This window comes from Maribacter antarcticus DSM 21422 (genome assembly GCF_000621125.1).
In the GTDB taxonomy this organism is placed as follows: domain Bacteria; phylum Bacteroidota; class Bacteroidia; order Flavobacteriales; family Flavobacteriaceae; genus Maribacter; species Maribacter antarcticus.
In genome coordinates this window covers 94,303-106,314 of record NZ_JHZC01000004.1, presented here as the reverse complement: position 1 = coordinate 106,314, position 12,012 = coordinate 94,303, and the positions used below count along the sequence as shown (strand labels likewise).

Sequence of the window (12,012 nt, the reverse complement as noted above, 5' to 3'; positions counted from 1 at the left end):
ATATCACTACCTGTTTTACTCTATTAATGTTGTGTAGGGTACCATATGCGATGTAAAGTCTAATTAATTGGTAGTCCATTGCCTTCAGGATAAAACTTTAGGTCAAAATTGTTTTATTGCCAGTCGTTATATTAGCCGTAGCTTTACAGCTTATTTGAAATTATGACATTTAAAGAACTCGGCCTTGCCGAACCTATTCTTAAAGCCCTAGAAACAGAGGGCTATACACATCCTACTCCTATTCAAGAACAAGCAATTCCAATCTTATTGACAGGGAAAGACCTCTTGGGTGTGGCTCAAACAGGTACTGGGAAAACGGCCGCATTTGGCATTCCTATTTTACACCACTTGTACGAGGCTATTTCGCTAAGTCAAAATAAGCGTAAAGTAAAAGCTTTAGTAGTCACCCCAACACGGGAACTTGCCATCCAAATAGGAGAGAGTTTTACAGCGTACGGTAGACATACAGGCTTGAAAAACACGGTTATATTCGGGGGTGTAAAACAAGGAAAACAAGTGAATGCCCTGCGCGCTGGAGTTGATATTATAATAGCCACTCCTGGCCGACTCTTAGACCTTATGAACCAAGGATTTATAACATTCAGGGATTTAGAATTTGTAGTTTTAGATGAAGCGGACCAAATGTTGGACATGGGCTTTATTCATGATATAAAAAAAATAATTGCCAAACTACCACCCAAACGCCAATCGCTCTTTTTTTCGGCAACGATGCCAAAAAGTATTGTTGAGTTATCTAGAAAAATGTTAGGAGATTTTGAGCGAGTTACCATTAAACCAGAGCAGGCTACTGCAGAAAAAGTTGAACAGGGCGTTTACTTTGTAAGCAAGGGAAATAAGCCAAAACTTCTGGTGCATTTATTGGAGCAACGGCCTAGTGATTCTGTTTTGGTTTTTTCACGCACCAAGCATGGAGCAAATAAAATCGTTAAAAAATTGGACCAAGCTGGCATACAATCCGCCGCTATTCATGGTAATAAATCACAAGTGGCACGCCAAAAGGCCTTAGGTGCTTTTAAAGAAGGCAAATTAAAGGTTTTGGTAGCTACAGATATCGCCGCTCGTGGTATTGATGTAGAAGAACTTTCACTGGTGGTTAATTATGACCTTCCAAATGTTTCTGAAACCTACGTACACCGAATCGGAAGAACAGGACGCGCCAGCGCTAGTGGTATTGCACTTTCTTTTTGTGATAAAGAGGAACGCCCTTACCTAAGGGATATTGAAAAATTAATACGACAGGAAGTCCCTCGTATGCCGCAGCATCAATTTGTGGATGAAGGCATCGATGAAGAAAAGGACGACAGGCCTGCACAAAAACCTCGAAACCAAAGAAACGCTGGAAATAGTAATAGATCAGGGAATTCAAATTTTAGGGGGAAAAACAATCGCAATCAAAATAGGGGAAAAAACAACGGAACAGGTTCAACTAATACAAATCGTTAAAACCATAAGAGGTGTCACACAATTGTATATGGAACACTAATTGCAATTACACGTAAACACTTTTGAGTGGTAAAAAAGGGGCAAGTGAAAATTAGATGGTGCGCAACCGTTTCATTAGCAGTTTTTTATGAGACTTGCTCAAAGGAATCCACTTTCGATTGATTTCCAAGTGATCTTCCGCCAGCACATCTAACTTAAAAATGTTTACCATATAACTGCGGTGTACTTTAATGAATTGAGTATCAGGTAAACTTTCGGATACCGTTTTAAGGCTACTGGACAAGGTATACTCCTTGTTAATTTCCACTATTTTACAATAGTTACGGTCCGCTTCCACATACAAAATATCCTCAAAAAGTAGTTTTACCATCCTTCCTTTATGTCTGACAAAAATACGATCGTGGAGTACCTCAAATTCGGTCGGCTCATCACTTTTACTAACTTCTCCAAGATTTTGAACTACGAGTTCCAGCGTACGTTCTAAATTTAATTTATTAAAAGGTTTTGTGATGAATGCCTTGGGACGCGTTTCTTTAGCCAACTCAAATGTAGCGTTGTCACTATTTGCCGTTAGGTATATGATAGGAATATCGGCATGTTTTTGTATCGCCTTAGCGGTATCTATACCATTTAAATTCCCTTTTAAATTTATATCCAATAGCAGAATGTGAGGTGGGTTTTCACGCACATGCACCACGGCTTCTTCTCCCCTTGGCACCAATCCGGTTACGTCATAACCAAGATTCGTAAGCAAAAGAGATACATTAGCACCAATAATCATATCATCCTCAACAATCAATATGCGTATTTTATTCTTTTCCATTATGCCGCTTTTGAAGCTTTAAAAGTGATAAACACGGACGTTCCTTGTGTGGTGTGCAATTCCATCTTCCCGTCCAATTGTTTGACCAATAATGCAACCAATTTGGTTCCAAATCCTGTCCCTACAGCTTCTTTGGACAACTGCATCCCAACCCCATTATCTATTACTTCCAAGGTAATTAAATCATTCTTCTCCTTTAAAGACAATTGTATGTTTCCTTTTCTATCATCGGGAAATGCATATTTTAACGAATTTGTAATCAATTCGTTAACTATTAAGCCAATAGGTATGGCCATATCAACATCCAGCTCAAATTTTTCCATTTCCAAAGCCATGGCTACATGGCTATCTTTTCCATAGGTATTAATAATATAATCAGATAGATTAGAAAAATAATCCTTCATTTCAATAGTAGCCATATTTTCGCCCAAATACAGTTTTTGATGTATCATTCCCATACTGTGAACCCGCTGCTGACTTTGCTCCATGGCGTTTAGCACATTAGGATCTTCAATTTGAGCCGATTGTAATGAAAGTAAACTAGAAACTATTTCTAGATTGTTCTTTACGCGATGGTGAATTTCCTTAAGCAGGAATTCCTTTTCGGTATTTTGCTTCTGGAGTAGCTTATTCTTTTTATTGTTATTAGAAATGGCCTTGTAGGCAAGCAACAATAATAATGCTAGAAGAATGGAGATAACAATACCTAATTTTTGACGTATTTCCTGTTTTTTAATTAGGCTTTCTTGTACCATTATGATACTCTCCTTCTGTGCTACGTCAAACTCTGTACGCAATTCGGAAATACGATGATCGGCCTCGGCCGTAAACACTTCATCGTTTAGTGTATCATACTCCGAAAACGCTTCGTACGCCTTTTTATATTGGTTAATACCTGCATAAGCCATTCCCAATTCCTTGTACGCCAGACTCAAATAATAGGCATCTCCAAATTTATTGGTCGCCACTTCTAAACATCGCTCAAGTGCATTAACAGCGTCCTTATAGTTGTTTTTTGCATTATGCATTTTGCCTACGGACAACCAAGATCGCATCACCATAAAATTATTTTCCAGTAGAGCTGCATATTTAACAGCATTCTGACCTGCTTCCTTCGCGTTATCAAATTCACCTAAAAAAGAATAAAGGTCCACCAGTGAAATATACACATCACTTAAATTATTGTAAAAACCATACCGTTCTCCTACTACAATGGATTGCATGTAGTAATCGAGTGCCTTTTCGTAATCTTTTAACGCCAAGTAATTATTACCGGCGATATATAGCGTAAAGCCATAATCTAAATCGGTAATACCCCAACTATTAAAAAATTCTAAGGACTTAAGTGCGTACTCTAAGCCCGGTGTAAACTTAGATTGTTTCCAGAAAAGATTACTTAAATCGCTATAGGCCATGGCTTTGGCCTTATTATCGTTAAGTTTTTCACCCAAGGTAAGCGATGTCATGGCATAATCTGCCGCCTTATCCAGTTGTCCCCTACGCTCGTAAACATATCCTAATTGTGTATTTAAAAAGGGTAAATCAGATTCTAAAACCTTAGTCTTTGCCAGTTGAAGTACGGTTTGGGCACTATCTAGTTTTTCCATACGCAAAAGAATAGCGCCTTGGGTCATCTGAAATCTACCTTCCCATAAGACATTCTCTTTTACCTTTGTTAATTGGAGTCCTTTTCTAGTAAAGTCCAAAGCCGTGTTAAGATTTCTAGTATGCCAGTAATAGGCAAGGTCATTGAGTATCGAAAAGTGTACAGAATCGTTTTCAACGGTATCCAAACCTTGCGCTAAGTATTCTAAATAAGAATCCCCAAAATTGTCTGTCTCAATAAACACCTTTTGGTAGGGGTTAACCCTGTTATTATCTATAAGTTGGCCATAGCTGTACGTATAAATAAAACAGGAGAAAAGTCCTAAGAATATAAGTTTTAGATGGAAATCAACCATTTTTAAAATTAAGGTCCAACCAGTAAATGAATTTTATTAAATATACGTTATTTCCTATCAAAAAACCTAATGATTTGCAACAACCATTTGTATGTTTTTTGCGCTCAGTAGACTCTTGCTTTTAAATAGTTTACACAATCCTATCCCCTATAAATGTGTTATTTATTCACATAATCCAAATATGTTGAAAAGAATAATTAATTTGTAAGAATGAAGAAACAATTATTCATTTACGGTAGTGGAAGACACACGGTGCCTTTTCTAAAATATATGGCGGAAGCCACTGGAAAATCCAGACCCAACATTTGTTTTATACCTACTGCAAGCGGAGATGACAAAGAGTATTGTATACGGTTTTACGAAGTTTGTAAGCATATAAACGTAATGCCACATGTATTGAAGGTCTGGGTAAATTCCTATGAACATAAAGAAACATTTTCTGAGATTATATCGCGTATGGATGCAATCGTCGTAGGGGGCGGTAATACGCTAAATATGCTGGCCATTTGGAAAGCGCAAGGAATAGATGTTGCGCTTAAAAATGCCTATGATAAAGGAACAATACTGGGCGGCGGTAGCGCGGGATCTTTATGCTGGTTCAATGGTGGCACAACAGATTCAAGACCAGCATATTTAAGTATTGTATCGGGAATGGGGTTTATTGCTAAAAGTCATTGTCCACATTACAATTCAGAACCTACCAGACGTCCGCTCTATCATGAAAACATCTTATTGGAAAAACTATCGGAAGGGTATGCCTGTGATGACAAATCTGCGATACACTTTATAAACGGAGATGTGCATACGTCCATCTCATTAGATAAAGAAAATCATTCCTATCATGTTTATAAAAAAGATGGTATACTAATAGAAGATAAACTTTCCTCAAAGGTTATTCAGTAAAATAGCCTTAAGCTGTAAATGTAGTGGAACATCAAATCTAGTTGATGACAAGCGCTAGTAAAACTAGTATGCCATTACCTAAAACAGAAGTGGTTTTTGATATAAATAAACAAACGCATCAACCAAATTAAACACAGTCATTTAGTTTTTTTGATGCTTAAGCAAATTCCCACCTATACGCCACTAATTAATTTCAAAGGACGATTCTAAACCTACCTGACACACCTTGAATCAATATAACTATGCCTTCGGACAAAAAAAAGACCCATTCGTCCCTACCTAGCTAAATATCTCATTTAAAATCGATTTTTTTGTAAGAGGTAGCTAATCACGCTATTAAATTTAAGTAAGAACCAACAAAACCAAAATGTATGAGAACATTAAAAAAAATAGTAGTTGGCCTTTGCACTCTTTTTCTAATTCCGATAGGTATCGGAGCACAAGAATCCGAGGTTACCTTAGAATTTGACAATGCAGCAACCGCGCAGCAAATAGTTCAAAAATATATTAATGCACTGCAAATGGGAGATGTTACTACCATGAATTCCCAATTAGCCGATACGGCAATAATTTATGGACTAGGTGATGGAATAGATTCTTTAAATGTTACACAACACAAAGAATATTACACTAATAGTACTGCGACGTTCAAACATGTAATTTCTAATGAACTATACCTTCCCGTAAAAGTTGTAAATAATTGGAATGAAGGTGAATGGGTACTCGCATGGGGGGTGAATACAGTAACCGATAAGGAAACAGGCAACTCATTTCCGATTAATTATCATACCGCAAGTATGGTCCAAAATGGAAAAATTGTAGTCTTAAGATACTATTACGATGTGCTTAGTGCCATGACCTCACAGGGCTATACATTAACGCCACCTTCCAAAAAAAAGTTATAAAATAAAATAGGTAGGTCGGCATAATTCGGGGGAATGCATGGCAATAAAAAACAGGTTTATATTTTTAGTGTTTTTAAGTAAAAACCCAATCAAAATTGTTGTGGTTGGCCTGCCTTTTTAATCATAGAATAAGGAATACAATACGTTTTGGGAAAGGCTTTTTTATAAATCCTACTTGTCTCGTGAAATAAGTAAACGTCTAGGAGCTTTGAGAAATTCATTTTTAAAAAAAGGACTCTCCTACAAATAATGATAGCATATAGATATAGGTGTTTCATAAAAATCTTAACGGCTCTAGCCTCCTAATTAAAGAGGCAACCGGTCAGTTATTATTTGATTTAGCTATGAACCAATCTGACTAAAGATTGCAAAACCCGAAAGATACTTTCGGGTTTTGTTGTTGATGAACATAATCGAATGTCTCTAGCACGTATGAATCTAAATGTTTAATTAGAAAATACAACCTATTGAATATCATTTAATTTAGTTAATTTTAAGATGCTAAAACCAAATAAAATGAAACCGATTCATCAAATGCTATCTGTACTATTATTAAATATTCTAATAGGGTGTTCTTCTCCAGAAACATATGACATCTTAATTAAAAACGGCCAGATAACAGATGGTTCTGGCCAACCGATGTATCTAGGCGACCTTGGCATTAATGCAGATACCATTGCCGCTATCGGAAAATTAGAGCATGCAAAAGGCGTACAAGAAATAGACGCCTCCGGTTTGGTAGTTGCGCCTGGATTCATAAACATGTTGAGTTGGGCTACCGAATCGTTGATTGTTGACGGAAAATCTCAAAGTGATATTCGACAAGGGGTCACTTTAGAGGTTATGGGAGAAGGCTGGTCTATGGGGCCCCTAAATGAAAAAATGCGTGAAGAACAACAACGCACTCAAAAAGATATCAAATACGACATTGAATGGACCACCTTAGGGGAATATCTCGAATTTCTGGAACGAAAAGGTGTTTCTACCAATGTAGCCTCTTTCGTTGGGGCAACCACATTGAGAGTCCATGAACTAGGAGAAGCAAACCGAGCTCCTACTCCAGAAGAACTAAAAAATATGAAAGCCCTTGCCAAAACCGCCATGGAAGAAGGTGCTATGGGTATTGGTTCGTCATTGATTTATGCACCTGCGTTTTATGCAGATACCCAAGAACTCATTGAACTCTGTAAAGTGGCCTCTGCTCATAATGGTATGTACATTTCACATATGCGCAGTGAAGGCGATTACTGGTTAGAGGCAATTGATGAATTACTTCAAATTGCAAATGAAGCGAATATTCCTGCAGAAATCTATCATTTAAAAGCTGGTGGAAAAGACAATTGGAGCAAATGGGAAGCTGCCATTGCCAAGATTGATTCTGCTCGCACTGCCGGATTAAAAATCACCACAGATATGTACAATTATACCGCAGGGGCAACTGGCTTAGACGCTTCCATGCCACCATGGGTACAAGAAGGCGGGTATGGAAAGTGGGCTGAGCGTTTGCAAGACCCAGCCATTCGCGAAAAAGTCATTGAAGAAATGAAAGCTAAAGGTGATGGTTGGGAAAACCTTTATTTTGCCGCCGGAAGTGCCGACAAATTAATCCTGAATGATTTTAGGAGCGATAGTTTACGATACCTGACCGGTAAGACCTTGGCTGAGGTGGCCACTATGCGCGGCACTAGTCCTGAAGAAACAGCAATTGACCTCGTGGTGCAAGATAGCAGTAGAGTGGGCACCGTATATTTTCTAATGTCTGAAGAGAATGTAAAAAAGCAGATTGCACTTCCTTATATGAGTTTTGGTTCTGATGGCGCATCGATTGCACCTGTTAAACCTTTCACCAATGCTAGTCCTCACCCGAGATCTTATGGCAATGTAGCACGCCTATTGGGTAAATATGTACGGGAAGAAAAAGTGATTTCGCTTGAAGAAGCCGTCTACAAACTAAGTGGACTTCCAGCCAGCAATCTTAAAATCAAAAATAGAGGCACACTTGCTATAGGCAACTTTGCGGATGTTGCCATTTTTAATTCCGAAACCATTATAGACAAAGCCACTTTTGATAAACCGCATCAATTTGCAGAAGGCATGGTACATGTTCTTGTAAATGGAGAACAAGTACTGAAAGATGGGGAGCATACTGGCGCATTACCTGGTAAAGTGGTCCGAGGGCCAGGCTGGAAGCAAAATAACTAGTACATAATAATCTAGTAGAACAATGAAAAAATCGGCCCTATTAATCCTACTAGTACTTACCCTAGTGGCAAGCTGTAAAAATGAGAATCCCATAACAAATACAAATCTATCTAACCTAGAAATGTATTCTGACTCCCTTTTTAAAGCGAGCCTTGACAGCGCTAAAATAGCAGGCGGGACAATTCTGATACATCAGAAAGGCAAGACGTTGTTAAAAAAATCCTACGGGCTAGCCAGTTTAGAGTTGGAGGTGCCTATGCCTGAGAATGCCCATTTTGAAATTGGCTCGGTAACCAAGCAATTTACCGCTGTTGCAATCCTTAAACTTGTGGGAGCAGGGAAACTGACTTTAGAAGATGATTTCACGCAATACCTAAAGTTTGATACAAAAGGAAGAACGATTACCATAAATCAATTGCTCAACCATACCTCGGGTATTGCTAGCTATACCGAAATCGAAGAATTCGGAGGGCTTATACCACAAGAATTACCTCGAGACTCGCTAGTACGGATATTGGAAACCAAAGACTTTTTATTTGAACCGGGCGAAGCACTTATTTACAATAATTCGGCCTATTTTTTCTTGGGGCTTATCATCGAAAAAGTAACGGGAAAGACGTATGAAGCGTATTTAAAAGAAACCGTTTTTGAACCCTTGGGAATGCAAAACACCTATTATTGCTCTACAAGTAAGGTTGTCAAAAACAAAGCCTATGGCTATGATTATTCCCCCAAAGGCCTACAAAAAAAGCAATACTTGAACCATACTTGGCCCTATGCGGCAGGTTCTTTGTGCAGCACCACCGAAGATTTATTGCTGTGGATGACGGCCATACACAGCGGCAAACTACTTTCCAAAGTGCAATACCAGCAGCTGATTACACCAAAAACCTTAAATGATGGTACTCCGGTGCGGTATGCTATGGGGCTCACAAATTACTTCAATTACGGAAATCAAGAAATCAGCCACGGAGGTGGTATTCCGGGATTCCTGTCGGAAACAAAATATTTTCCAGCGGAAGATTTGCACCTGATCTCTTTGGTTAATACCACAGGACCCCATGGCGGTAGTTTTTTTATAGATAATATCATGTGGAAACTATTGGAAAAGCAAAAGTACCTAGCCATCACTCTGGACTTTGACCCAAAAGAAATTGAAGGAATCTATTCAGGCCAGACGAGAGGAAAATCCCAAAATGTAAAAGTAAAAGCCATTGCCAATGCCATTACGATTGAGTTTAATGAAAGTGGGAAAGTTGATACCCTGAGCACTTATGTTGGAAATCATACCTGGATGGATGGCAACACCACCGTTTCAATAAAAGATGGAAAATTAAGTACCGACCAGATTTATGGACATTTTATATTAAAGAAACAATAGCAATCAAACTATGAGAATATTATCAATTATACTATTTATCACGCTTTTCTCTTGCAAGTCTCCCCCCGAAAAAAAAGAAGAAACGCTTTCTTTTCAAGACATCCATAATCAAGCTATTTTGGTGGACTCCCATAATGATGTGCTTCTGCAGACCATGGAAAAAGGAGTCATCTTAGATCAAGATTTAACGGGTATTACCCATGCTGACCTCGACCGACTAAAACAAGGGGGCGTAGATGTGCAATTTTTTTCGGTTTGGTGTGATGGAAACCAAACTAACCCGTTCAAATACGCCTTAGTAGAAATGGATTCTCTGAATGCCATTGCGAATAGAAATCCTGATAAAATAATAGAAGTGGCAAATTCTAAGGAAATGATGGAAGCTGTTAATGAGCATAAAATTGCAGCATTTTTTGGAGTTGAAGGTGGGCATATGATAGAGAATGATTTAGCTAAGCTTGATTCATTATTCGCACGCGGCACGCGCTATATGACCCTAACTTGGAACAACTCCACCTCATGGGCCACAAGCGCGGCTGATGAAACCGCTCTTGAAGGAGGGGCTTTAAACTCAGAGGGAAGGAAGGGTTTATCAGGATTTGGAAAACAAATCGTTAATCGCATGAACACATTGGGGATGATGGTAGACATAAGTCATGTGGGTGAACAAACGTTTTGGGATGTCATAGCAACAACGACCAAGCCCGTAATCGCTTCCCATAGTTCGGTACATGCTATTTGTCCCGTTCCCAGGAATCTAAAAGATGACCAAATCAAGGCCATAGCCAAAAATGGAGGGGTAGTACAGATTAATTTCTATTCCGGTTTTATAAGCCCAGAATATGAAGAGAAACGAGACGTATTTTTATTGAATCACAGATCAGAAAACGATTCACTCCTTGCCTCAGGCATCAATATATATGTTGCAGAAGAACTACTGTTTGCTAAATATACAGATAAGGTTCAATCCTTTAGGCCTACCCTTGAACAGCTTATGCAACATATAGTCCATGTCATAGATTTAGTAGGTGTAGATTATGTTGGACTGGGCTCTGATTTTGATGGTATTCCCTCAGCACCAATTGGTTTGGACGATGTGACTACCTACCCTATAATAACAAACGCCTTAGTTGAAAAGGGGTACAGTACAGAAGATATCAATAAAATTTTAGGAGGTAACTTGATTCGAGTTTTAGAAAAAAATGAAAGTAACAGTTTATAATAAAGAAATGAAAAAGTATTACATCATCTTGTTTTCCCTTTTAATTGTTTCCTGCAAAGAGCAAAATGACAAAAAAGAAACAAATCAAAACCAGACACGAGCACAACTCAAAGCGCAAGTTGATTCCCTATTTAATGCACATATTAAGTTGGATGCACCCGGTGCAGCACTCCTAGTGTCCTACGATGGTGAAATACTGATAGGCAAAGGCTACGGCCTTCGCGATTTGGAAACCAAAGCACCTATTACCAAAAGTACCAATATGCGTATGGCTTCAGTAAGTAAGCAATTTACTGATTTAAGTCTTTTGACATTAGTAGATAAGAATTTATTAGCTCTCAACGATACCGTTTACAAGTTCTGGCCCTATGCCGTTTTTAAAAATATTACGGTTACCCAGCTCATTAACCATACGTCTGGAATAGCCGATTATGAAGGGGTATTTATGAAGGAATGGGATCGTAGTAAAATTGTTGAAAACAAGGATATTTTGGATTGGTTGTCTACGAATCCTGCGCCGCATTTTAATCCTGGAGAAAAATGGGAATACTCCAATACCGCTTACTTAGTTTTAGCCCTTTTGACCGAAAAATTAAGCGGTGAAGATTTTGCCACCTATGCCAAGAAAGCTGTTTTCGAAAAAACGGGTATGAAAAACACCAACTTTTACTCTTTCGCGCATCCTATTGATATTAAAGAACGTGCCTTCTGCTATAAAAAAGACAGTTTAGGGAATTGGAAGAACGTCGATGGTTTTTTCATGAACGGCGTTTTGGGTGATGGAGCGGTTTACACCAGTGTAACAGATTATTTTGCTTATGATCAAGCCTTACGAAACAAAAGTATTGTATCAGATACCCTACATCAGCTGCTGTTCGAACCCAGTTCAATGGCCTTACCTGAAGAAGCAAAATATCCGTTTGAATTTTTAAAAGGCAAAGAAGAACAGTATGCCATAGGCTGGTTTGTAACGGAGGATATCGCCCTCCATACCGGAAGTTGGAATGGGACCAGAACCATAGTCGTTCGAGATAAAGAAAGACCTTTAACCATCGCTATTTTTATGAATTCCGGAGAGGCAGAAACTAGGTCAACGCTTATAGAAGCTACGTATTCGCTGGTAAATTCCTTTTTGAAATCTAATTAATCCT

The 12,012-nt window shown here is 38.5% G+C and carries 9 protein-coding genes; 7 read left to right on the top strand and 2 right to left on the bottom strand.

Annotation, left to right across the window (positions count from 1 at the left end):
* Positions 1-162: 162 nt before the first annotated feature.
* Positions 163-1,464, top strand: a complete 1,302-nt coding sequence (locus Q360_RS0100440) for a DEAD/DEAH box helicase (RefSeq protein ID WP_027075329.1) — start codon at positions 163-165, stop codon at positions 1,462-1,464.
* 91 nt (positions 1,465-1,555) lie between these two features.
* Here Q360_RS0100440 and Q360_RS0100435 read toward each other — a convergent pair whose 3' ends face one another.
* Positions 1,556-2,287 (bottom strand): LytR/AlgR family response regulator transcription factor, encoded by a 732-nt coding sequence (locus Q360_RS0100435; protein WP_027075328.1) that lies wholly within the window; start codon positions 2,285-2,287, stop codon positions 1,556-1,558.
* Positions 2,287-4,248 carry a tetratricopeptide repeat-containing sensor histidine kinase gene (locus tag Q360_RS0100430; RefSeq protein WP_084273324.1) on the bottom strand — a complete coding sequence of 654 codons (1,962 nt, stop codon included), beginning with the start codon at positions 4,246-4,248 and terminating at the stop codon, positions 2,287-2,289. The genes Q360_RS0100435 and Q360_RS0100430 overlap by 1 nt, the downstream gene beginning before the upstream one ends.
* Before the next feature lie 210 nt (positions 4,249-4,458).
* On the opposite strand from Q360_RS0100430, the gene Q360_RS0100425 reads away from it, so the two are divergent.
* The 6 genes from Q360_RS0100425 (at position 4,459) to Q360_RS0100400 (ending at position 12,008) form a co-directional block, all read left to right on the top strand.
* Positions 4,459-5,151 (top strand): Type 1 glutamine amidotransferase-like domain-containing protein, encoded by a 693-nt coding sequence (locus Q360_RS0100425; RefSeq protein ID WP_027075326.1) that lies wholly within the window; start codon positions 4,459-4,461, stop codon positions 5,149-5,151.
* Between the two features lie 371 nt (positions 5,152-5,522).
* Positions 5,523-6,056 (top strand): nuclear transport factor 2-like protein, encoded by a 534-nt coding sequence (locus Q360_RS0100420; RefSeq protein WP_036194688.1) that lies wholly within the window; start codon positions 5,523-5,525, stop codon positions 6,054-6,056.
* 516 nt (positions 6,057-6,572) lie between these two features.
* Positions 6,573-8,258 carry an N-acyl-D-amino-acid deacylase family protein gene (locus Q360_RS0100415; RefSeq protein WP_027075324.1) on the top strand — a complete coding sequence of 562 codons (1,686 nt, stop codon included), beginning with the start codon at positions 6,573-6,575 and terminating at the stop codon, positions 8,256-8,258.
* A gap of 22 nt (positions 8,259-8,280) precedes the next feature.
* Entirely contained in the window at positions 8,281-9,639 is a 1,359-nt protein-coding gene (locus Q360_RS0100410) for a serine hydrolase domain-containing protein (RefSeq protein WP_036194687.1), read from the top strand.
* A gap of 10 nt (positions 9,640-9,649) precedes the next feature.
* Positions 9,650-10,861, top strand: a complete 1,212-nt coding sequence (locus Q360_RS21870) for a dipeptidase (protein WP_036194686.1) — start codon at positions 9,650-9,652, stop codon at positions 10,859-10,861.
* Positions 10,842-12,008, top strand: coding sequence for a serine hydrolase domain-containing protein (locus Q360_RS0100400; protein WP_027075322.1), 1,167 nt, complete (start codon positions 10,842-10,844; stop codon positions 12,006-12,008). The genes Q360_RS21870 and Q360_RS0100400 overlap by 20 nt, the downstream gene beginning before the upstream one ends.
* The last annotated feature ends 4 nt before the right edge of the window (positions 12,009-12,012 follow it).

Bases quoted from the DNA above. Each gene is read 5' to 3' on its own strand.
- Q360_RS0100440 (WP_027075329.1), top strand. From the start codon at position 163: ATGACATTTAAAGAACTCGGCCTTGCCGAACCTATTCTTAAAGCCCTA.
- Q360_RS0100435 (WP_027075328.1), bottom strand. From the start codon at position 2,287: ATGGAAAAGAATAAAATACGCATATTGATTGTTGAGGATGATATGATT.
- Q360_RS0100430 (WP_084273324.1), bottom strand. From the start codon at position 4,248: ATGGTTGATTTCCATCTAAAACTTATATTCTTAGGACTTTTCTCCTGT.
- Q360_RS0100425 (WP_027075326.1), top strand. From the start codon at position 4,459: ATGAAGAAACAATTATTCATTTACGGTAGTGGAAGACACACGGTGCCT.
- Q360_RS0100420 (WP_036194688.1), top strand. From the start codon at position 5,523: ATGAGAACATTAAAAAAAATAGTAGTTGGCCTTTGCACTCTTTTTCTA.
- Q360_RS0100415 (WP_027075324.1), top strand. From the start codon at position 6,573: ATGAAACCGATTCATCAAATGCTATCTGTACTATTATTAAATATTCTA.
- Q360_RS0100410 (WP_036194687.1), top strand. From the start codon at position 8,281: ATGAAAAAATCGGCCCTATTAATCCTACTAGTACTTACCCTAGTGGCA.
- Q360_RS21870 (WP_036194686.1), top strand. From the start codon at position 9,650: ATGAGAATATTATCAATTATACTATTTATCACGCTTTTCTCTTGCAAG.
- Q360_RS0100400 (WP_027075322.1), top strand. From the start codon at position 10,842: ATGAAAGTAACAGTTTATAATAAAGAAATGAAAAAGTATTACATCATC.